Source organism: Enterococcus sp. DIV2379, assembly GCF_050542965.1.
GTDB classification, from domain to species: Bacteria; Bacillota; Bacilli; order Lactobacillales; family Enterococcaceae; genus Enterococcus_D; species Enterococcus_D entomosocium.
This window is the reverse complement of the sequence record NZ_CP172938.1, coordinates 257,976-279,835: the sequence shown is the minus strand read 5'-3', so window position 1 is coordinate 279,835 and position 21,860 is coordinate 257,976. Positions and strand designations below refer to the sequence as shown.

Annotated in this window: 26 protein-coding genes; 7 read left to right on the top strand and 19 right to left on the bottom strand. The window is 43.2% G+C overall.

All coding sequences use genetic code 11. From position 1 onward, the window contains the following. Positions 1 to 10 precede the first annotated feature (10 nt). The 11 genes from rpmC to thiD form a co-directional block, all read right to left on the bottom strand. On the bottom strand, positions 11 to 199 hold the full coding sequence (gene rpmC, locus IGI92_RS01310; RefSeq protein WP_005232529.1) for a 50S ribosomal protein L29: 189 nt from the start codon (positions 197 to 199) through the stop codon (positions 11 to 13). Continuing rightward, positions 189 to 623: a 50S ribosomal protein L16 gene (gene rplP, locus IGI92_RS01305; protein WP_005226918.1), complete on the bottom strand. Its 435-nt coding sequence runs from the start codon at positions 621 to 623 to the stop codon at positions 189 to 191. Before rplP ends, rpmC begins: the two co-directional genes overlap by 11 nt. 2 nt (positions 624 to 625) lie before the next feature. Beyond that, positions 626 to 1,282 carry a 30S ribosomal protein S3 gene (gene rpsC, locus IGI92_RS01300; RefSeq protein ID WP_005226916.1) on the bottom strand — a complete coding sequence of 219 codons (657 nt, stop codon included), beginning with the start codon at positions 1,280 to 1,282 and terminating at the stop codon, positions 626 to 628. 13 nt (positions 1,283 to 1,295) lie between these two features. Then, on the bottom strand, positions 1,296 to 1,643 hold the full coding sequence (rplV, locus tag IGI92_RS01295) for a 50S ribosomal protein L22 (RefSeq protein ID WP_003127973.1): 348 nt from the start codon (positions 1,641 to 1,643) through the stop codon (positions 1,296 to 1,298). A gap of 23 nt (positions 1,644 to 1,666) precedes the next feature. Beyond that, positions 1,667 to 1,945 (bottom strand): 30S ribosomal protein S19, encoded by a 279-nt coding sequence (gene rpsS, locus IGI92_RS01290; protein WP_005226914.1) that lies wholly within the window; start codon positions 1,943 to 1,945, stop codon positions 1,667 to 1,669. A gap of 42 nt (positions 1,946 to 1,987) precedes the next feature. Beyond that, positions 1,988 to 2,821: a 50S ribosomal protein L2 gene (gene rplB, locus IGI92_RS01285; RefSeq protein WP_005226912.1), complete on the bottom strand. Its 834-nt coding sequence runs from the start codon at positions 2,819 to 2,821 to the stop codon at positions 1,988 to 1,990. 39 nt (positions 2,822 to 2,860) lie between these two features. Continuing rightward, the gene (locus IGI92_RS01280) at positions 2,861 to 3,154 is read right to left on the bottom strand and encodes a 50S ribosomal protein L23 (protein WP_005226911.1); all 294 of its coding nucleotides are present in this window, start codon (positions 3,152 to 3,154) and stop codon (positions 2,861 to 2,863) included. After that, complete coding sequence (rplD, locus tag IGI92_RS01275; protein ID WP_005226910.1) at positions 3,154 to 3,777, bottom strand: 50S ribosomal protein L4; 624 nt, start codon at positions 3,775 to 3,777, stop codon at positions 3,154 to 3,156. Before rplD ends, IGI92_RS01280 begins: the two co-directional genes overlap by 1 nt. A 29-nt stretch (positions 3,778 to 3,806) precedes the next feature. Then, positions 3,807 to 4,436, bottom strand: a complete 630-nt coding sequence (gene rplC / locus IGI92_RS01270) for a 50S ribosomal protein L3 (protein WP_003127967.1) — start codon at positions 4,434 to 4,436, stop codon at positions 3,807 to 3,809. Positions 4,437 to 4,458: 22 nt separating this feature from the next. Beyond that, the gene (gene rpsJ, locus IGI92_RS01265) at positions 4,459 to 4,767 is read right to left on the bottom strand and encodes a 30S ribosomal protein S10 (protein WP_003127966.1); all 309 of its coding nucleotides are present in this window, start codon (positions 4,765 to 4,767) and stop codon (positions 4,459 to 4,461) included. 340 nt (positions 4,768 to 5,107) lie between these two features. Further along, the gene (thiD, locus tag IGI92_RS01260; RefSeq protein WP_128432534.1) at positions 5,108 to 5,938 is read right to left on the bottom strand and encodes a bifunctional hydroxymethylpyrimidine kinase/phosphomethylpyrimidine kinase; all 831 of its coding nucleotides are present in this window, start codon (positions 5,936 to 5,938) and stop codon (positions 5,108 to 5,110) included. Positions 5,939 to 6,045: 107 nt separating this feature from the next. Between thiD and IGI92_RS01255 the strand changes: the two genes are divergently transcribed. The 3 genes from IGI92_RS01255 to IGI92_RS01245 all read left to right on the top strand — a co-directional run bounded on the left by IGI92_RS01255 (position 6,046) and on the right by IGI92_RS01245 (position 9,738). Continuing rightward, on the top strand, positions 6,046 to 7,491 hold the full coding sequence (locus tag IGI92_RS01255; protein WP_315039650.1) for a PLP-dependent aminotransferase family protein: 1,446 nt from the start codon (positions 6,046 to 6,048) through the stop codon (positions 7,489 to 7,491). After that, positions 7,475 to 8,200 (top strand): nitroreductase family protein, encoded by a 726-nt coding sequence (locus IGI92_RS01250; RefSeq protein WP_315039649.1) that lies wholly within the window; start codon positions 7,475 to 7,477, stop codon positions 8,198 to 8,200. Before IGI92_RS01255 ends, IGI92_RS01250 begins: the two co-directional genes overlap by 17 nt. 236 nt (positions 8,201 to 8,436) lie before the next feature. After that, the gene (locus IGI92_RS01245) at positions 8,437 to 9,738 is read left to right on the top strand and encodes an ISL3 family transposase (RefSeq protein WP_430607715.1); all 1,302 of its coding nucleotides are present in this window, start codon (positions 8,437 to 8,439) and stop codon (positions 9,736 to 9,738) included. A gap of 106 nt (positions 9,739 to 9,844) precedes the next feature. Here IGI92_RS01245 and tuf read toward each other — a convergent pair whose 3' ends face one another. From tuf to rpsL, 4 genes are all read right to left on the bottom strand, one after another. After that, positions 9,845 to 11,032, bottom strand: coding sequence for an elongation factor Tu (gene tuf / locus IGI92_RS01240; RefSeq protein WP_005226902.1), 1,188 nt, complete (start codon positions 11,030 to 11,032; stop codon positions 9,845 to 9,847). Between the two features lie 148 nt (positions 11,033 to 11,180). Beyond that, complete coding sequence (fusA, locus tag IGI92_RS01235) at positions 11,181 to 13,265, bottom strand: elongation factor G (RefSeq protein WP_005226900.1); 2,085 nt, start codon at positions 13,263 to 13,265, stop codon at positions 11,181 to 11,183. Positions 13,266 to 13,345: 80 nt separating this feature from the next. Continuing rightward, a complete protein-coding gene (gene rpsG, locus IGI92_RS01230) occupies positions 13,346 to 13,816 on the bottom strand; it encodes a 30S ribosomal protein S7 (RefSeq protein ID WP_003127957.1) in 471 nt (156 codons plus the stop codon). Between the two features lie 70 nt (positions 13,817 to 13,886). Beyond that, entirely contained in the window at positions 13,887 to 14,300 is a 414-nt protein-coding gene (gene rpsL, locus IGI92_RS01225; protein WP_003127956.1) for a 30S ribosomal protein S12, read from the bottom strand. Between the two features lie 304 nt (positions 14,301 to 14,604). On the opposite strand from rpsL, the gene rpiA reads away from it, so the two are divergent. The 4 genes from rpiA (at position 14,605) to IGI92_RS01205 (ending at position 17,641) form a co-directional block, all read left to right on the top strand. Beyond that, the gene (rpiA, locus tag IGI92_RS01220) at positions 14,605 to 15,279 is read left to right on the top strand and encodes a ribose-5-phosphate isomerase RpiA (RefSeq protein WP_005226875.1); all 675 of its coding nucleotides are present in this window, start codon (positions 14,605 to 14,607) and stop codon (positions 15,277 to 15,279) included. Between the two features lie 150 nt (positions 15,280 to 15,429). Next, complete coding sequence (locus IGI92_RS01215; RefSeq protein ID WP_005226873.1) at positions 15,430 to 16,011, top strand: recombinase family protein; 582 nt, start codon at positions 15,430 to 15,432, stop codon at positions 16,009 to 16,011. Between the two features lie 194 nt (positions 16,012 to 16,205). Next, positions 16,206 to 16,892 (top strand): 2,3-diphosphoglycerate-dependent phosphoglycerate mutase, encoded by a 687-nt coding sequence (gene gpmA, locus IGI92_RS01210; RefSeq protein WP_430607713.1) that lies wholly within the window; start codon positions 16,206 to 16,208, stop codon positions 16,890 to 16,892. 101 nt (positions 16,893 to 16,993) lie between these two features. After that, positions 16,994 to 17,641 carry an SGNH/GDSL hydrolase family protein gene (locus tag IGI92_RS01205; RefSeq protein WP_005232551.1) on the top strand — a complete coding sequence of 216 codons (648 nt, stop codon included), beginning with the start codon at positions 16,994 to 16,996 and terminating at the stop codon, positions 17,639 to 17,641. Between the two features lie 52 nt (positions 17,642 to 17,693). On the opposite strand, the gene IGI92_RS01200 is transcribed toward IGI92_RS01205, so the two are convergent. The 4 genes from IGI92_RS01200 to deoB all read right to left on the bottom strand — a co-directional run bounded on the left by IGI92_RS01200 (position 17,694) and on the right by deoB (position 21,805). Continuing rightward, positions 17,694 to 18,881 (bottom strand): iron-containing alcohol dehydrogenase, encoded by a 1,188-nt coding sequence (locus IGI92_RS01200; protein ID WP_430607712.1) that lies wholly within the window; start codon positions 18,879 to 18,881, stop codon positions 17,694 to 17,696. A gap of 198 nt (positions 18,882 to 19,079) precedes the next feature. After that, complete coding sequence (gene deoD, locus IGI92_RS01195; protein WP_005226852.1) at positions 19,080 to 19,784, bottom strand: purine-nucleoside phosphorylase; 705 nt, start codon at positions 19,782 to 19,784, stop codon at positions 19,080 to 19,082. 25 nt (positions 19,785 to 19,809) lie between these two features. Beyond that, the gene (locus IGI92_RS01190; protein ID WP_008376402.1) at positions 19,810 to 20,628 is read right to left on the bottom strand and encodes a purine-nucleoside phosphorylase; all 819 of its coding nucleotides are present in this window, start codon (positions 20,626 to 20,628) and stop codon (positions 19,810 to 19,812) included. Between the two features lie 10 nt (positions 20,629 to 20,638). Further along, positions 20,639 to 21,805, bottom strand: a complete 1,167-nt coding sequence (deoB, locus tag IGI92_RS01185; RefSeq protein ID WP_008376404.1) for a phosphopentomutase — start codon at positions 21,803 to 21,805, stop codon at positions 20,639 to 20,641. Positions 21,806 to 21,860 lie beyond the last annotated feature (55 nt).

Below are 21,860 nucleotides of genomic sequence, written 5' to 3'. Positions count from 1 at the left end.
CCTTCCACTATTACTTAACTTGTTCACGCAATACTGTTTTAATGCGTGCAATCGATTTACGTACTTCTTTGATACGTGCAGTGTTTTCTAATTGACCTGTTGCTAATTGGAATCTAAGATTGAACAATTCTTCTTTCAATTGTTTTTCTTGATCTAGCATTTCGGCAGTGGTTAATTCTCTGATTTCTTTAACCTTCATTCGATTCACCACCCATTTCCTCACGTTTTACGATCTTCGTTTTCACTGGTAATTTGTGAGAAGCAAGACGTAGCGCTTCGCGCGCAACTTCTTCAGGTACACCGGCAATTTCAAACATGATTTTACCACGTTTAACTGGTGATACCCATCCTTCAGGAGCCCCTTTACCAGAACCCATACGTACCCCGATAGCTTTGGCAGTATAAGATTTGTGAGGGAAAATTTTGATCCATACTTTCCCGCCACGTTTCATATAACGAGTCATTGCGATACGGGCAGCTTCGATTTGACGGTTTGTGATCCAGTGTGATTCAACAGCTTGTAAGCCGTATTCACCGAATGCTACTTCTTTTCCGCCTTTCGCTTCGCCACGCATTTTTCCGCGGAACTCACGACGGTGTTTTACACGTTTAGGTACTAACATGTTTATTTCCCTCCTTTCTCAGTGTTCTTTTTAGTTGGAAGAACTTCTCCACGATAAATCCACACTTTAACTCCTAGTTTTCCGTATGTTGTATCTGCTTCTTCCCATGCGTAATCAATGTCCGCACGTAATGTATGAAGTGGAACTGTTCCTTCTGAGTAACCTTCTGAACGAGCGATATCCGCACCATTTAGACGGCCAGAAACTTGTGTTTTGATTCCTTTAGCGCCAGAACGCATTGTGCGTTGGATCGCTTGTTTTTGAGCACGACGGAAAGCAACACGGTTTTCTAATTGACGTGCGATTCCTTCGCCTACTAATTTAGCATCTAAATCTGGTTTTTTGATTTCAACGATGTTGATGTGAACTCGTTTGCCAGTTAGGCTATTTAATTCTTTTCTTAGGTTTTCGACTTCAGATCCGCCTTTACCGATAACCATACCTGGTTTAGCTGTGTGGATTGAAATATTCACGCGGTTTGCTGCACGCTCGATCTCAACTGTAGACACAGCGGCATCAGCAAGTTTAGATGCGATAAATTTACGGATTTTCAAATCTTCATGTAGAAATTCAGCATACTCTTTTTCAGCATACCATTTAGCATCCCAGTCACGGATGATGCCTACACGCATTCCAATTGGATGTACTTTTTGACCCACTGATTGTCCCTCCTTATTTTTCTGATACGACTACAGTAATATGACTTGTACGTTTGTTGATCGGTGAAGCTGAACCTTTCGCACGTGGACGGAAACGTTTCATCGTTGGTCCTTCGTTTACGAATGCTTCAGAAACAATCAAGTTTTCAACATCTAAGTCAAAATTATTTTCTGCATTGGCAATAGCTGACATCAAGACTTTCTCGATGATTCCAGCTGCTTTATTTGGTGTGAACTTTAAGATCGCGATTGCTTCAGCAACGCTTTTCCCTCTGATTAAGTCAATAACTAGACGAGATTTACGAGGAGAAACGCGGACTGTTTTAGCAGTTGCTTTCGCTGATGTGATTTGTTCTGCCATTTTTGGATATCCTCCCCTCAAAATTAGCGTCTTGTTTTCTTATCATCGGCAGCATGTCCGCGATAAGTTCTTGTTGGTGCAAATTCACCTAATTTGTGTCCTACCATGTCTTCTTGGATGTAAACTGGTACATGTTTCCGTCCATCATACACAGCAATTGTAAATCCGATAAAATTAGGGAAAATTGTAGAACGACGTGACCAAGTTTTGATCACTTTTTTCTTTTCAGCGCCTTCTTGTGCTTCGACCTTTTTCATCAAATGGTCATCGACAAAAGGTCCTTTTTTCAAACTACGACCCATGGTGTACCTCCTCTCAAAATGTGCGACACACGGTCAAGTATATTACTTAGTTTTACGACGACGAACGATAAGTTTGTCTGATTTTGCTTTTTTGTTACGTGTTTTGTAGCCAAGTGCTGGTTGTCCCCAAGGAGAAACTGGTGCTTTACGTCCGATTGGTGCTTTACCTTCACCACCACCGTGTGGGTGATCATTAGGGTTCATTACGCTACCACGTACAGTTGGGCGTTTGCGCATCCAACGAGAACGACCGGCTTTACCGATGTTGATCAATTCGTGTTGTTCATTACCAACAGAACCGATTGTTGCACGACATGATGCTAAGATCATCCGTACTTCACCAGAGTTCAAGCGGATCAATACGTATTTGCCTTCTTTACCAAGTACTTGAGCACTTGTTCCAGCTGAACGAATCAATTGTCCACCTTTACCAGGTTTCATTTCGATGTTGTGGATAACAGTACCGACTGGAATGTTTTCTAGTGGTAATGCATTCCCTACTTTAATATCTGCATCTGGACCAGAAACGACAGTCATGCCAACTTCTAATCCTTTAGGTGCTAAGATGTATGCTTTTACTCCATCCTCGTAATGTACTAACGCAATGTTAGCAGAACGGTTTGGATCATATTCAATCGTTTTAACCGTAGCAACGACGTTGTCTTTGTTACGTTTGAAATCGATCAAACGGTATTGACGTTTGTGACCGCCACCTTGATGACGAACCGTGATACGTCCGTTGTTGTTACGACCAGCATTGTTTTTCAAAGGAGCTAACAATGTTTTTTCTGGTGTTGAAGTTGTGATTTCAGCGAAATCAGAACTTGTCATATTACGACGGCCGTTCGTGGTAGGTTTGTACTTTTTAATCGCCACGTCTTTTTCCCTCCCATGTAAAATTTATGCGTGAGTTGCTTATTCAGCAGCTTCGAAAATTTGGATTTCTTTAGAATCTTCAGTTAAAGTCACAACAGCTTTGCGACGTTTTTTTGTATATCCTGCATATTTACCCATGCGTTTGAATTTAGGACGAACGTTGATGATGTTCACGTTTGCCACTTTCACTCCGTCAAAGGCAGCTTCTACAGCTTGTTTTACTAAAGTTTTGTTAGCTTTTGTGTCCACTTCAAAAGTGTATTTCTTGTCATCCATGGCAAGCATTGATTTTTCAGTGATCACTGGGCGTTTAATAACGTCTAGTAAGTTCATTATGCAAGCACCTCCTCGATCTGAGTAAGAGCAGTTTGTGTCACTAACATTTTGTCGTTAGAAACGATGTCTAGCACACTAATGTTATCAGCAGTAACTACAGAAACTTTTGGCAAGTTGCGCGCAGATAAAGCGGCAAAGTCGTTTTCAGATTCTAAAACTACCAATACTTTAGAGTCAATTGTCAAGTTAGCTAAAACTTGTTTGAATTCTTTTGTTTTTGGAGCATCAAAGCTTAATCCTTCTACTGCTACCAAGTTATTTGAAGCAACTTTTTCTGACAATACAGATTTCATTGCTAAGCGACGAACTTTTTTAGGAAGTTTGTAGCTGTATGAACGTGGTGTTGGTCCGAAGACTACGCCACCTCCACGCCATTGTGGTGAACGGATTGAACCTTGACGGGCACGTCCAGTTCCTTTTTGGCGCCATGGTTTACGGCCACCGCCACGAACGGCACTGCGGTTTTTCACAGCGTGTGTTCCTTGTCTTAATGAAGCGCGTTGCATGATGATTGCATCATAGACAACTGATTCATTTGGTTCGATTCCGAAGATTTCTTCGTTCAATGTAATTTCGCCATTTTGGCTTCCATCTTGTTTGAATAATGCTACATTCGGCATTCCTTAGTTCCTCCTTTCTTCCTATCTACTTATTTAGCTTTCACAGCTGATTTGATTGTAATCAATGATTTTTTCGCGCCAGGTACATTACCTTTGATCAAGATAACGTTGCGTTCTGCGTCTACGCGTACGATTTCCAAGTTTTGGATCGTGATGCGATTTCCGCCCATACGTCCAGCAAGACGTTTGTTTTTAAATACACGGTTAGGTGCAACTGGACCCATTGATCCAGGACGACGGTGATAACGAGAACCGTGAGCCATTGGTCCGCGGCTTTGTCCGTGACGTTTGATAACGCCTTGGAATCCTTTACCTTTCGAAGTGCCGGTTACATCGATGATGTCTCCTGCTTCAAAAATATCAACTTTGATTTCTGATCCTACTTCTAAGCCCTCTAGCTCTACATTCTTGAATTCGCGAATGAAGCGCTTAGGAGCCGTGTTTGCTTTTGCAACATGACCTTTCGCAGGTTTGTTAGACAAAACTTCACGCATATCTTGGTAGCCGACTTGAATTGCTTCGTAGCCGTCATTTTCGATTGTTTTCACTTGTAGCACTACGTTTGGTGTAGCTTCTACTACAGTTACTGGAATCAATTCGCCAGATTCAGTGAAGATTTGAGTCATTCCCACTTTTTTCCCTAAGATTCCTTTGGTCATGATTACACCTCCATCTTAATTATTATAGTTTGATTTCGATATTAACACCGCTTGGCAAGTCTAGCTTCATTAAAGCATCAACAGTTTTTGGTGTTGGATTCACAATGTCGATTAGACGTTTGTGTGTACGCATTTCGAATTGTTCGCGTGAATCTTTGTATTTGTGCGTCGCACGGATGATCGTGTACAAGCTGCGTTCAGTTGGTAATGGAATTGGACCAGATACGCCAGCTCCAGTTCTCTTTGCAGTTTCTACGATTTTATCCGCTGATTGATCTAAAATACGATGTTCATACGCTTTTAAACGGATACGAATTTTTTGTTTTGCCATTGTTTTCCCTCCTTCGCCTATTTTGAAAAGTAGACATAGCTCCACGAAAATTTTCCGTCACGCTCGTCCATGGCAAAGCGTCCGGGCGTGTCGCAACCTCTCGTTTCGTAGCCGGCAGAAAATTTCTTTGCTGCCAGTGTGACTTACGTATTTACGTAAACAGCACCTTTATGATTATATTACGGATAAACATTGATTGCAAGCTTTTTTTATGGAAAAACCGGGATTCTTTTGCATTTCTTTCAGAAAATTTTCTTTTGATTTCGAAACACAAAAAAAGAAGCGTTGCCCGCTTCTTTTAAGTGCTTCTTCAATTCCTATTTGTATAGAAGAAAACCTGCTATTGCGGCGCTTCTTCCTTCATACGGTCTTGGGCGTGGGTATAGGCACCGTGCCACACATGACCCACATAAGGATTGATGACCACGCCTTCTTTGATTGCTGCTGTGACAAAGGCTTTTGCTAAGCGAATACTTTCCACGACGGGTTTGCCTTTTGCAAGACCAGCAGCGATCGCTGCTGAAAAGGTGCAGCCTGCTCCGTGATTAAAATCGGTAGCGATTTTGTCACTTTCCAACAGGAGGAAGGATTCTCCATCATAAACAAGGTCGATGGCTTTTGCTCCTGGCAAGCGATGACCGCCTTTGATCACGACGTATTTAGCACCTAATTGATGGATTTTTTCAGCAGCTTGCTTCATGGCTTCCACACTCGTCAAATCACCCAAACCTGAAAGAATCCCCGCTTCTACTAAATTAGGGGTGACAACATCTGCTAAAGGCAACAAATGCGTGATGATGGCATCGACACTTTTTGGCTGTAAGATTTCTGCAGTCCCTTTGCAAGCAATGACGGGATCGATCACCACATTTTTAACTTGCTGTTGTTGAATCATCTTCGCTGCTTGCACAATATTGTCTTCATTGCCTAACATCCCCGTTTTAAGGGCATCCATCGGATCACCTGCAAAGGCGGAGATCAATTGCTTTTCAACAAGCGCTGTTTCCATTGCCGTTACTTCATGGCTCCAACCCGCTTGTGGATCCATCGTGACGATCGAAGCAATCGTGGCAAAACCAAAGACACCATACTCCTGAAACGTTTTTAAATCTGCTTCGATACCGGCACCTCCGGTTGAATCAGACCCGGCAATTGATATTACTTTTTCCATCTTCCTCATCTCCTTGTGCTTTTTGCTAAGTATAGTCAATCTTCCCCTTGACGAAAAGAGCCATTTGGCTTATTTTTAAACCATCCAATTGAAAAAGGTGGTGCAGGATGGCTTCATCAAGTATCGACAAACAAAAGAAACAACCGATTTACCAGCAGATCGTGACCCATTTTATCGAAGAGATCCAAGCGGGAACCTATGGGCCTGGGGATCGTTTACCACCAGAGCGCAGCCTTGCTCAGACTTTTGACGTCAACCGTTCCACCGTCGTCAAAGCGTTAGATGAATTGAAGAGCTTAGGATGGATCGAACGAAAACAAGGCAGCGGCTCTCGCGTATTGGAAGGTCGTTGGGGGAACCGACAAACACCGCTTTCTTATTTGCGCTCGTCTTTAAGCAGCCCTTACTTGCAGCAAGACCCTTACGTTCAACAAATTCAGCACTTGCGCACCGAGAAGGATGTGCTGGATCTGTACACAGGTGATCTACCTGCCGATCTGATTCCCGACTTCACGTTTCCCGCCTTTACATGGGAAGAGATCCGCAAAGAAAGCACCAAAGTATTACCGACTGGTTATGAGCCTTTGCAAGAAATCTTATTGCAGCACCTTGCTGATTCCTTCAATTTGCCCATCAGCGGTCAAAAACTAGTAATTACTGCCGGTTCGACGCAAGGAATCACCTTGCTGATGCAAGTCTTATTGCATGCGGGGGATTGTATTGCGACAGAGGACCCTTCTTTCTTGTTCTCTCTCCCCTTGTTTTCCACGATGAATGTCCAGCTGATTGGGATCAAGCAGGATAGTGAAGGGATGCGGCCTGCGGCATTGGAAAAAGTGTTGAAGGAAAAGAAGATCAAATTCGTCTATCTGAATCCCACCTTCCAAAACCCAACTGGCCGCACCATGAGCGAGCATCGGCGCCAAGCGATCATCCGCCTTTGCCAGACCTACCAAGTACCGATCATAGAAGACGATGTTTTTAGCGAGTTGGCTTTTGATGAAGTACCGCCCAAGCTAAAATCCATGGCTCCCGAAACCGTCATTTATTTAGGCTCGCTTTCAAAATTACTTGGATCATCAATCAAAATCGGCTGGCTTTTGGTGCCAGAAGCGTTAGCCGACCAATTTGCCCAAGCGAAAAAACGGATGGCGATCGATACCACGATCTTCCCGCAAGTCCTTGCCAACATCGCCTTACGCTCCTCTGATTACCACCAGCAGCAGCGGACACTGCTTACAGAAATGGCCCAGCGCCAGCAAGACCTACTCCAACTCTTGCAGGCATTTCAGGAGGACTGGCAATGGCAGCCGACGAAAGGCGGTCTTTACCTGTGGTTGACTTGGCGTCACCGCACATTGACTCGCAAAGATTGGTCGCTCTTTTTGGCGAACGATTGCTTAGTAGCACCTGCGTTTCTTTTCAGTAACGATACGAATGGCTTGCGTTTGAACTATACCCGCTTAGCCAAAGATGATTTACCACGATTTCAAGAACGATTCACAAAAATCACCCAACAGTTAAAGGAGCAAACCTATGAACGAAACCATTGAGCTTTTGCACAATCATCGCACTTACCGACAATTTGACCCTGACTACCGCTTGAGCCAAGAACAAGTAACCGCGATTTTGACTGCCGCTCGTCAAGCACCAAGCTGGATGAATGGGCAAGCCTATTCGATCCTGGTGATCGACGACCCGCAGATCCGCCAACAAATGGTCGAATGGAATCCCGGCAATCCTCATATCGCAGCAAGTTCGCTCTTTCTGCTGTTTCTCGCAGATTTAAACCGAACCAAAAAAGTTGCTGAGAAAAAACAGACCCCCTATCCAATCGATGAGGGCTATCAGCCATTATTGATCGCCACCACTGATGCCAGCATTGCTTTACAATCTGGTGCGATCGCTGCTGAATCGCTGGGCTTAGGTACCGTCATTTCCGGCAGCGTCCGCAAAGACAGCGCCAAAATCGCTGAATTGTTGCACTTACCGGAATATGTCTACCCTGTGGCTGGCTTGAGCATCGGTAAACCAATCGTAGAAATGAAGGTCAAGCCTCGCTTGCCAGAAGAAGCGGTCATTCATTACAACCACTATCAGGACTATTCTTATGAGTCGATCGAAGCCTACGATCAAACAATGACTGATTTTGGAGAAGCTCGCGAGACCAAACCATGGTCAGAAAAATTTGCTGGGTTTTACCGCAATCGCCCTGACCAAGGATTTGACGCCTTCTTGAAGAAGCAAAAACTAATAAAATAAAAAGCACCGCTCTCTTTAGCTTCGATGAACCACAGTGGATTCGTCAACGCTAGAGATGGCGGCTCTTTTTTGGTTCTACGAGTTAAAAAAAAGAGGCTCTACAATATTTAGTGTTGGTGGAAAATCTACGGATTTTCTACCAACACTTTTTTTGTAAAAAAAGATAGAAAAAGAGATAGCCTAACTGGTAGAATTTAGTCGTCTAAAACAAAACCAAACCAAGAAAGGATATCTCCATGGATCATTGTACTAGAAAATTGTTAGGTTTAACAGATGAAAATTTATTCTTCGAAGAAGAATGGTTAGAGACTATAGAAGAAGAGGGGTTTCGCACCAATCTTATCCATGCCAAACTTAGCTATATACCAAGCCATTGCCGTAAATGTGGCATCAAAAATGAAGGACAAATCATCAAGAATGGCTCACACAAAACAAAAGTCCAACTTTTGCCTTATCGAGCAACAAAAACAGAATTACGCTTGGTACGTACACGCTTTTACTGTAAAGAATGTCAGTCGACATTCAATGCTCAGACAAACTTGGTGGATGAAAACTGCTATCTTTCAAAAGAATTAAAGATTCAAATCGCCTTGGAGCTGGCCAAGAATACAACAAGAAAAGAAATTGCCGATCGCTATTTTGTCTCTGACGTAACCGTTCTGCGTGTCCTACACACCTGTTTAAAAATGTATCATCCTCGTTTTGATACGTTACCTTCGGTCCTTTGTTTTGATGAGTTCAAATCAATGAAGTCCTGCAGCGGAAAAATGAGTTTTGTCTTTATGAATGGGGAGACCCAACAATTGATCGGTGTATTGGAGAATCGTCGCCTTGCATTCTTAAAACCATATTTCCTTAAATTCACCCGAAAAGCACGAGCGAACGTGAAATACGTCGTGATGGATATGAATGCCCCTTATTTTGAACTTGTAAAGGCGGTCTTCCCAAACGCAAAAATCGTGACCGATCGCTTTCACATTGTCCAACAAATCACTCGTGCGTTAAACCAGTTGCGAATTAAAACAATGAACAGCTTTCAAAAAACGGAACCGACAAAGTATCGACGATTGAAGCGATTCTGGAAATTACTCCTTAAGCATGCCTATGATCTGGATAGTTCCAATTATCAATATGATCGATCCTTTCGTAGACCAATGACGCAAAAAGCGATCGTCGATGAACTTTTGAGTTATGACGAGCAATTAACAAGGGCTTACGAGACTTGTCAGCTCCTCCTCTATCACTTTAAACACAAGGACAGCCAAAGCTTTTTCGATACGATCAACAGCTTAGATCAACGCCTCCCACAATGGTTTTGTAAGAAGCTGACGTTTTTAAATAAATACAAATCAGGGATTCAATATGCTTTAAAAACCAGGTATAGTAATGGGGCATTAGAAGGAACAAACAACAAGATAAAAGTGATAAAACGAGTAGCCTACGGCTATCGAAATTTCCACAACTTTCGAGCAAGAATTTATCTCATTCAAGGCTTAATCTTCCAAGTAAAACAAAAACCAGTTAAGCACGCTGCCTAACTGGTTATGACTAAATTTTCAGTTGTATTTTTCTCTACCAACACTAAATGTCGAAGAGCCAAAAAAGAGCAAAAGCGCGTACGCTTTTGCTCTTCGATCAATCAAATTAAGCTTGGATTGAAGTTACAACGCCTGAACCAACAGTACGTCCGCCTTCACGAATTGAGAAACGAGTTCCGTCTTCGATAGCGATTGGGTGGATCAATTCAACGTCGATTGTTACGTTATCACCAGGCATAACCATTTCAGTTCCTTCTGGTAATTCAACAACACCAGTTACGTCAGTTGTACGGAAGTAGAACTGAGGACGGTAGTTAGTGAAGAATGGAGTGTGACGTCCACCTTCTTCTTTTGTTAAAACGTAAACTTCAGCTTTAAATTTTGTATGAGGTGTGATTGTACCAGCTTTAGCTAATACTTGTCCACGTTGGATGTCTTCACGAGCAACCCCACGTAGCAATGCACCAATGTTATCCCCTGCTTCAGCATAGTCTAACAATTTACGGAACATTTCAACACCAGTTACAGTTGTTTTAGCAGTTTCTTCAGCAATACCAACGATTTCAACTTCGTCACCAACGCGAACTTGTCCACGTTCAACACGGCCTGTAGCAACAGTACCACGTCCAGTGATTGAGAATACGTCTTCGACTGGCATCATGAATGGTTTGTCAGTGTCACGTTCTGGAGTTGGAACGTATTCGTCAACTGCAGCCATTAATTCCATGATTTTTTCTTCGTATGAAGCATCGCCTTCAAGAGCTTTCAAAGCAGAACCAGCGATTACAGGAACATCGTCGCCTGGGAAGTCATATTCTGACAATAAGTCACGAACTTCCATTTCAACTAATTCTAGTAATTCTTCGTCATCAACCATATCCATTTTGTTTAAGAAAACAACGATGTATGGTACACCAACGTTACGTGATAACAAGATGTGTTCACGTGTTTGAGGCATAGGACCATCAGCAGCAGATACTACTAAGATCGCGCCGTCCATTTGAGCAGCACCAGTGATCATGTTTTTAACGTAGTCCGCGTGTCCTGGGCAGTCAACGTGAGCATAGTGACGTGCTTCAGTTTCGTACTCAACGTGAGCAGTTGAGATAGTGATTCCGCGTTCGCGTTCTTCTGGAGCGCCATCGATTTGGTCGTAAGCTGAAGCTTGAGCCAAACCTTTTTTAGATAATACAGTTGTGATAGCAGCTGTAAGTGTAGTTTTACCATGGTCAACGTGTCCGATCGTACCAATGTTTACGTGGGGTTTAGAACGGTCAAATTTTTCTTTTGCCATTTTAAAATGTTCCTCCTAAAAATGCAGTTTATTTTTTATATTTGATAGGTAGGGAGCCGCAGCTCCCCATCCCTTATCATCGATAATATTGTACACGAAACTCAGAAAAAAATATAGCTTTTTACTTAATTTCCTATACTTCCATCAATTATTCAGCTTTGCCGCCGTTTTTCTTGATGATTTCTTCTTGAACAGATTTTGGTACATCTTCATAGTGATCAAATGTCATCATGAACGTACCGCGACCTTGTGTTGATGAACGAAGTGTCGTTGCGTAACCAAACATTTCAGCTAATGGCACGATTGCGTTCACGATTTGTGAGTTACCGTGTGCTTCCATTCCTTCTACGCGTCCACGACGAGCAGTTACGTGACCCATAACATCACCTAAGTAATCTTCTGGTACAGTGATAACTACTTTCATCATTGGTTCAAGAATTACTGGATTTGCTTTCTTCGCTGCAGCACGTAAAGCCATAGAAGCTGCAACACGGAAGGCAGTTTCACTTGAATCGACATCATGGTATGAACCATCATAAAGTTTTGCTTTGATGTCTACTAATGGGTAACCGGCTAAGACACCGTTCGCCATTGAGTCTTCAAGTCCTTTTTCAACTGCTGGGATGTATTCACGAGGAACCACACCACCGACAATCGCGTTTTCGAATTCGAAGCCTTTACCTTCTTCGTTTGGTGTAAATTCGACCCATACGTGACCGTATTGACCTTTACCACCAGACTGACGTACAAATTTACCTTCCGCTTGTGTTGCTGCACGGAATGTTTCACGATAAGAAACTTGAGGCGCACCTACGTTTGCTTCAACTTTAAATTCGCGACGCATACGGTCAACTAAGACGTCCAAGTGAAGTTCTCCCATACCAGCGATAACAGTTTCGCCTGTTTCAGCGTTTGTTTCCACACGGAATGATGGATCTTCTTCAGCAAGTTTTTGTAAAGCAACCCCCATTTTATCTTGGTCAGCTTTTGATTTAGGCTCAACAGCGACTTCGATAACTGGTTCTGGGAATTCGATTGATTCAAGGATTACTGGTGATTTTTCATCACATAGTGTATCCCCAGTTGTTGTGTCTTTCAAACCAACAGCAGCGGCGATATCGCCTGAGTATACTGTTTGGATTTCAGCACGTGTGTTGGCGTGCATTTGTAGGATACGACCGATACGTTCGCGTTTGCCTTTTGAAGCATTCAATACGTATGATCCAGAGTTCAAGATACCTGAATACACACGGAAGAATGTCAAACGACCTACGAATGGGTCAGTCATTACTTTAAATGCTAATGAAGCAAATGGTGCTTCATCGTCAGCCGGACGATCAGTTTCTTCGTCTGTTTTAGGATTGATCCCTTTAATCGCAGGAACATCAAGTGGTGAAGGCAAGTAGTCGATGACTGCATCCAACATCAATTGAACCCCTTTGTTTTTAAAGGCAGATCCACAAAGAACAGGGAAAAAGTCAACAGTCAATGTTGCTTGACGAATACCAGCTTTCAATTCTTCTTCAGTGATTTCTTCACCTTCCAAGAATTTCATCATTAGTTCTTCATCAGTATCAGCAACAGCTTCGATTAATTTTTCGCGCCATTCTTCAGCTAATTCTACGTATTCTTCAGGAATTTCAGTCTCTTGGATTTCAGTTCCTAAGTCATTTGTGTAGATTTCAGCTTTCATTTTTACTAAGTCGATAATACCAGTAAAGTCATCTTCCGCACCAATTGGTAATTGGATTGGGTGAGCATTTGCTTGTAAACGATCATGTAAAGTTGATACAGAGTATAAGAAGTCTGCACCAATTTTGTCCATTTTGTTACAGAATACAACACGTGGTACGCGGTAATCTGTCGCTTGACGCCAAACTGTTTCTGTTTGAGGTTCTACACCTGATTGTGAGTCCAACACAGTTACAGCACCATCAAGTACACGCAATGAACGTTGCACTTCGATTGTGAAGTCCACGTGTCCTGGTGTGTCGATGATATTTACGCGGTTTTCTTTCCATTGCGCAGTTGTCGCAGCAGAAGTGATTGTGATCCCACGTTCTTGTTCTTGTTCCATCCAGTCCATTTGAGAAGCACCTTCATGTGTTTCACCAATTTTATGGATTTTACCTGTGTAATAAAGGATACGTTCAGTTGTCGTTGTTTTACCAGCGTCAACGTGGGCCATGATCCCGATATTACGAGTTTTTTCTAGCGAAAATTCTCTTGCCATTCTAGGTTGTTCCCCTCTCATTCTTACTTAACTTAAGCTAAGGTTGTCTCAGTACCTTCCAATAAAAAGCAGTGAGGATCTTACCAACGATAGTGAGCAAATGCGCGGTTGGCTTCCGCCATTTTGTGTGTGTCTTCGCGTTTTTTCACAGAAGCACCAGTGTTGTTTGCTGCATCCATGATTTCTTTTGCAAGACGTTCTTCCATTGTGTGTTCGCCACGCAAACGAGCGTAGTTTACCACCCAACGAAGACCTAGAGTTGTACGACGTTCAGGACGTACTTCTACTGGTACTTGGTAGTTAGAACCACCGACACGGCGAGCTTTAACTTCCAATACAGGCATAATGTTTTTCATTGCTTGTTCGAAAACTTCCAATGGATCATTTCCTGTAGATTCTTTGATAATGCCAAAAGCATTGTAGATAATATTTGCAGCAACACCGCGTTTACCATCAACCATTACACGGTTGATCAAACGAGTTACTAATTTTGAGTTATAAATAGGATCTGGTAAAACATCACGTTTTGCAACAGGACCTTTACGAGGCATCCGTAACTCCTCCTTCCGAGATATCAGTTCTGATTTAAATAAGATTCATTTGATCTGTTTGTCTTAAAGATTAAGCTTTAGGACGTTTTGTACCATATTTAGAACGAGATTGTTTACGATCGTTAACACCGGCAGTATCCAATGCACCACGAACGATATGGTAACGTACCCCTGGTAAGTCTTTTACACGTCCACCACGTAACAAGACCACGCTGTGTTCTTGTAAGTTGTGTCCGATACCTGGAATATAAGCTGTCACTTCAATCAAGTTTGACAAACGAACACGCGCATATTTACGTAGAGCTGAGTTCGGTTTTTTCGGTGTCATAGTTCCCACACGAGTAGCTACCCCACGCTTTTGAGGTGAGTTAACATTCGTTTGAGCTTTCTTGAAACTGTTATATCCTTTGTTCAATGCTGGTGAATTTGATTTTTCAACCTTGGATTTACGAGGTTTACGTACTAATTGATTAATTGTAGGCATCCCTAGTTGTCCTCCTTCCTTGATTCGCTTTATAGTCCCACACATCCAGGTGGTTCTTTTTTTGCGATAAAAAATAATGCATTCTCTGCATTCATATCAACTATGCTTTGATAGACAGTCAGCACGTCTCCAACGAGAGACCTGTAGATAAAGCACCTTTGATAGAATATCATGCTTATTCTTACCTGTCAAGTATCCTCCTAGGCTTTTTTCAAAAGAAATCTGTTACGAAAAAATCCGCAAATTTTGCGCTTCTTCCTATATAATAGAGACAAAGCATTTATTTAAAAAAGGCGGGAAGAAAATGAACCTAAAAGAAATGGTCGGCATTGAAGCGGCTAGTTATGTAAAAGATGGCATGGTCGTTGGCTTGGGCACTGGCTCAACAGCCTACTACATGATTGAAGAACTGGGTCGACGTGTAAAAGAAGAAGGTCTATCGATCACTGGTGTCCCAACTTCTTGGGCATCGAAAAAACAAGCAGAAGGATTAGGTATCCCGATTCGCACCATCGATGAAGTGGATGCTGTGGATCTAACGATCGACGGTGCAGATGAGATCAGCAAGGATTATCATGGCATCAAAGGCGGCGGTGCAGCCCTTTTATTCGAAAAAATCGTGGCGTCTAACTCCAAAAAAGTTTTGTGGATCGTTGATGAATCGAAAATGGTCGAAACACTTGGTGCCTTCCCGTTGCCAGTGGAAGTGATCCCTTATGGCAGCCAACAGCTGTTGCGTCTGTTCGAGAAGAAAAACTACCATCCAAAACTGCGTCTGAATGAAGAAGGCGAACCTTTAAAAACCGATTGCAGCAATTACATCATCGATCTTCATCTAGAAACGATCACCGCTCCTACTGAGTTGGCACAGGAATTAGATGCTACAGTGGGCGTGGTTGAACACGGTCTGTTTTTGGATATGGTTCATACGATCATTGTCGGATTGCCTGAAGGACCGAGTACCAAGCACGTTAGATAAAGGAAACAAAAAAGGAGAAGCAAAAACGCTTCTCTTTTTTTGTTATTTTTCTTCAATCGACTTAATTTTTATTATTTTTTGTGCAAATTACCCTATCATTTAAGAAATAATTATGATACATTCAATAAAAAGGGAAAGGTAGGAGGGTTTATGAAAATCATAGGCTATGCTCGTTCAACGATCACCGATAACTCAACAAGTGAACAATTAAACAAGCTCGAAGAATTTGGGTGTCATGAATTTTTCCATGAGACATTTAGCGTGGAAGAAAGTGAAGAAAATCATTCATTGGAGTCAGTGGTGGCACAAATGCAACCCGGTGACACATTAGTCGTTACGGAACTGCATCGTTTAGGGAAGACGACCAGACAGCTGACCGATCTCACTGATCTATTAAAACAGCGAGAGCTTCATCTGGTTTCACTGGCAGAACAAATCGATACCCGCGGTCCGATGGGACAGGTTTACTTCAATTTGATGGAAGGACTTGCGATCATGGAACGCTCACTCATCAAAGAGCGCACGCTGGTCGGCTTAAATAAAGCCCGCAAAAAAGGTAAAATTGGCGGTCGTCCAAAGATCGATCCAAAAACGATTAAAAAAATCCGTCAATTGTACTACGAAAAAAAAGAAACGATTCAATATATTTCTGAAAAATGCGGTGTTTCTGTAGGTACATGCTATAAATACATAAAATTATCCGAAGAAGAATGGAACAAGTTACGTTCATAGTTGTCGACTCCCCCTAGAACAGCATGAAACAAAAGCGGTCCTCTTTTTAATGATCCCCTTTTGTTTTTCCTTAAGAATGGCGTTTTCCCCCAGCTTTTCCTCCAAAACCATGGAAATTCTTTGAGAAAGAGTGTACAATAAATACGGAATTGAAAATTTCAGAAAAATATCGAATATCTAAAGGAGAGTTTTACATGCCAAAATTAGTATTTTCTCGTCATGGACTAAGCGAATGGAACAAATTAAACCAGTTTACCGGTTGGGCTGATGTTGATCTAGCGCCAGAAGGTGTCGAAGAAGCAATCGAAGGCGGACGTAAAATCAAAGAAGCAGGCATCGAATTTGACGTTGCTTACACATCTGTTTTAACTCGTGCCATCAAAACTTGTAATTACATTTTAGAATATTCTGATCAACTTTGGGTACCAACGATCAAATCATGGCGCTTAAACGAACGTCATTACGGTAAATTACAAGGTTTAAATAAAAAAGAAACTGCTGAAAAATACGGTGACGAACAAGTACACATCTGGCGTCGTTCTTACGATGTTTTACCTCCATTGATGGAATCTTCAGATGAAGGTTCTGCTGCAAACGACCGTCGTTATGCAATGCTTGACCCTCGCGACGTACCTGGTGGAGAAAACTTAAAAGTTACTTTAGAACGTGCATTGCCTTTCTGGCAAGATGAAATCGCCCCAGCATTAAAAGACGACAAAACTGTCTTAGTTGCGGCTCACGGAAACTCTCTACGTGCATTAGCAAAACATATCGAAGGTATTTCTGACGAAGATATCATGGATCTTGAGATCCCAACTGGTCAACCACTTGTTTATGAATTGAACGATGATTTGACTGTTGCGAAAAAATACTACTTATAAGCCTCGCTTATCGCTGCCCTTTTTAACCAAAGGGCAGTTTTTTTATTGGCATTTTCTCCCCCCTCTTTTATAATTGAGGGCATACTCGAAAGGAGCTTATTATGAAACTAGTCAAAAATGATACCGTTTTATTTTTAGGTGACAGCATCACAGATTGCGATCGTGATCGCCAAGACCCCCACGATTTAGGACATGGGTTTGCCCGTCTCGTTGCCGATCAGCTGGCAGAGAAATTCCCCACTGCGGGCTTTACCTTTTATAACCGCGGGATCGGCGGCAATAAAGCTGCCGATGTCTTAGCCCGTCTCCAAGAAGATTGCCTCCAATTAGCGCCTGACGTCTTGGTCTTTATGATTGGGATCAACGACACGTGGCACAATGCCGGTGGTCCCGATTTTGGTTCAGAAGCTGCGGCAACGTCCTTTGAGGCAACCTACCGTCAAATTCTGGAACAAGTGACCCAACAGGGGATCACGCGTATTTTCTTGCTGGAACCTTTTGTATTGCCATATCCTGAAGATCGCCAAACCTGGCGGATCGATCTTGATCCGAAAATCCAAATCGTTCGTCGCTTAGCTGCCGCCTTTCATTGTCAACTGCTGCCGCTGGATGGCTTGTTTGCCGAAGCATCCGTCGCTAGCTCCCCACAGGCACTGACAGGCGATGACGGTGTGCACCCCACTCCTGCAGGACACGCCTTGATTGCGAATCAGCTAATGGCCCGTTTGGCTTTTTCTTCTGAAGGGTAAATAAACAGACCGCTCCGCGACAACCAAGTCGCAGGAACGGTCTTTTTAATGATTAAAGATAGGTTGAAGGAGTCAAGGAATCTTGGTAGATTGCGATCACGTCTTCTTCTTGTAGCGGTACATACGCATTTGTTGCAATAGAGCTGAATTGAACTGCTTGAGCCGCCATTTCAACAAAATGAGTGTCATCGGCGATTCCCACTTCTGGCAAAGTCATCGGAATATCGCAAGAAGCAAAAAAGTCATACAGTTTTTGAATCCCCATTCGGGCAGCTAATTCTGGCACTGCTTCTTGGACACCAAAGACTTCTCTGGCAAAACGCGCAAATTTCGGCGCCGTTTCTTCATTCAATACATGAAGCATCCAGCGTGGGGTCAGGATCGCTAAGCCGATGCCATGGGTAATGTCATAAAACGCACTCAACTCATGCTCCATCGCATGACAAGACCATGCACCACCCTTGCCGCTTCCAGTCAAACCATTTAAGGCTAAGGTGCTCGCCCACATCAAATTCGCCCGTGCGTCATAGTCCGAGGGATCCTTTAATGCGATGGGCAGATTTTTAATGACTGCTTTTAGCAATCCTTCTGCTACACCGTCTTGGACATCTGTTCCTTCTGTTTTACTGAAATAATTTTCAATCAGATGGCTCATGATATCCGCTGAACCGGCAGCCGTTTGATAACGACTGACACTAAAGGTCGTTGTTGGATCTAAAAAGGATACTTTCGGTAAAAATTCGGGTCCGTGAACGCCAAGTTTTTGTTTCGTTTCTAGATTAGAGATCACTGCGCCGCGATTCATTTCACTGCCGGTAGCCGCAAGGGTCAAGATCGTTACTAATGGAATTGCTGGTCCTTGATAGCTTCTGGAAAGTACTAAGTCCCAAGGCTCTTGCTCACTGCAAGCCGCCCCAGCAATCACTTTGCTGCAATCAATTACAGAACCGCCGCCAACAGCTAAAATGACGTCGATCTTTTCTGAACGACAAAGAGCGGCTCCTTGACGAACGGTTTCGATTCGTGGATTTGGATCGACACCACTCAATTCAGTGACTTGATTGCCGTTGGCAGTCAATTGCGCCATGACTGCATCGTACAAGCCGTTTTTCTTGATACTGCCGCCACCATAGACTAGCAAGACGTTTTTTCCAAATGTATTCAGTACTTCTGGCAATTCGTTCAGACGGTCTTTCCCAAAACGAATGTCCGTCGTTACATGAAACGTAAAATTATTCATTGTCTCGTCTCCTTTTTACACCTTTTCTTTTCATTAAACCATTTTCTGGCAAAAGTGCAACGCTTCTTCGTGGCTTTTTGCCAACAAAAAAAGATAACACATTCTCGGTTGCATGCAAACCAATACGATTTGGCTGCTTGCTCTATCAAAAGCAAGCAGCCCTCGCATCGTTCATGCACCGATCCTGTGGTATCTTTTTTACGCAATCGCTGTTTCTAAGCCAACTTTGATCATGTCGTTAAACGTAGTTTGTCTTTCTTCTGGCGTTGTTTCTTCTCCAGTGATGATGTGGTCGCTGACGGTACAGATCGCTAAGGTTTGAACGTGGAATTTCGCCCCTAAATAGTATAAGGCTGCGGCTTCCATCTCAACACCCATCACCCCAAGGTCTGCCAACTGTAACGTTTCCGTCATGTCATCTTTGTAGAAGGTATCTTCAGATAAGATGTTGCCGACGTGGGTCGTAAATCCTGATTCAATCGCTGTATCATAGGCTTTACGCAGCAGTGCAAAGTCAGCGATTGGTGGGAAATGGAAACTTTGGAAGTTTTTTGCCACCATCGAGGAACTTGTTGCTGCCGCTTGAGCAATCACAAGATCACGCACATGGACATCTTTTGAGATGGCACCACACGTACCGACCCGAATCAATTTCTTCACGCCGTAAGAGTTGATCAATTCATGGGCATAGATGCTCGCTGAAGGCATGCCCATGCCGGTTCCTTGGACAGAGACCCGCTCGCCCTTATAAACGCCTGTATAGCCCAACATTCCCCGAACATTGTTGTAACAGATCGGGTCTTCTAAAAATGTTTCAGCAATATATTTCGCCCGCAGTGGATCACCTGGTAACAAGATTTTGTCTGCGATCTCGCCTGCTTTTGCTTCGATATGAACGCTCATTCGTTTTTCTCCTTTGGTCTGCTTTTTATAGTACTGCTAACGTTTCTTTGATCAACGCTTTAAATTCTGCCTTGACCCGTTCCGTCGTTTCCACGACTTCTTCGTGATTCAAGCTCGCTTGCATACCAGCAGCCAAGTTTGTGATGCAAGAAACACCTAAGACTTTCAAGCCACTGTGAACAGCAACGATCACTTCTGGGACAGTCGACATACCGACAGCATCGGCACCGATCGTCCGAGCAAAGCGGATCTCTGCTGGCGTTTCATACGTAGGACCTGAGAAGCCCATATAGACGCCTTCTTTTAAGTGCAATCCTTTTGATGCGCCAACTTTTTGTGCCGCTTCCCGATAAGGCAAATGGTAAGCTTGGCTCATATCTGGGAAACGTGGACCCATTTCTTCTTCGTTTTCACCAATCAGTGGGTTGTCCCCCATAAAGTTGATTTGATCGGTGATCAACATCAAGTCTCCAGGCTGGAAGCTTTCGTTCACACCGCCACAGGCATTGGTCACGACTAAGGAATGAGCTTTCAATGCCGCCATCACACGGACGGGGTAAGTGACCGTCTGCATCGAATGGCCTTCATAATAATGGAATCGTCCTTGCATCGCTAAGACTTTTTTCCCAGCTAATGTTCCATAGACCAATTGTCCGGCATGACCGACCACTGTCGAAACAGGAAAATGCGGGATATCGTTATAAGGCAACACGATTGGGTTTTCGATCTCATCGGCTAGTTCCCCTAAGCCAGATCCTAAAATCAAGCCAAATTCCACTTCACCGACGCCGCTTCCTTTGATAAATGCCGTTGTTTCTTGTAATTTCTCATGTAACGTTGTCATTTCATCACCTCTAATTTAAATGTTTTAAAAAGCTTGTTCCGTTTTCTGTAGCTGAAACACCAAAGTTTTCAGCGATCGTTGCGGAAATATCCGCATAGTAGCCTTGTGGCAATTGGCCTTGGCCTTGAAATTTCTTGCTGTACGCTAGTAATGGCACATATTCTCTCGTGTGATCCGTTCCCGTAAAGGTTGGGTCATTGCCGTGGTCAGCTGTGATCAACAGCAGATCCTCGTCTCCCATTGCTTCTAAGAGTTCTGGAATACGCAAATCAAAATCTTCAATGGCGTGGGCATACCCTACGACATCGCGACGGTGACCATAAAGCGCATCGAAGTCAACCAAGTTCGTAAAGCTTAGACCCGTAAAGTCTTGTTTCATCACTTTCAGTAATTGATCCACACCGTCCATATTGCTCTTCGTCCGTACAGAATCGGTGATTCCTTGCCCATTGAAGATATCATTGATTTTCCCAACGGCGATCACGTCTTTTCCAGCTTCTTTCAATGAATCTAACACTGTATGGCCAAATGGATCGAGTGCGTAGTCATGACGATTGCTCGTACGAGTAAAGTTTCCAGGCTCACCGACATAAGGACGCGCGATGATGCGGCCGATCATATACGGCTCATCTTTCGTAATATCCCGAACGTACTGACAAATACGATACAATTCTTCTAATGGAATGATTTCCTCATGAGCGGCGATCTGCAACACTGGGTCAGCCGAAGTGTAAACGATCAGATCCCCGGTCTTCATTTGATGTTCGCCAAAGTCATCAATGACTGCTGTCCCAGAATACGGCGCATTGCAGACGATTTTGCGTCCAGAGAACGCTTCGATCTGTTGCAACAATTCATCGGGAAACCCATCTGGAAATACGCGGAAAGGCTTTTGGATATTCAAGCCCATGATCTCCCAGTGACCCGTCATCGTATCTTTCCCAACAGAAACTTCTTCCAATTTGGTTGCATACCCATCATGGTCAGCTACCGCCTTTACGCCTTCTAAAGGACGAATCGTACCTAGGCCTAATTGTTCCAAGTGAGGGATCGTTAAGCCTGCTTCTTTTGCAATATGGCCTAATGTATCTGAACCGACATCACCAAAAGCTGCCGCATCAGGTGCTTCACCAATTCCGACTGAATCCATCACGATCAAGTGTACACGTTTAAACATTCTATTCCCTACTTTCTTTATTTTATGCTTTTACAAGCGGATCTACTACCTCTAT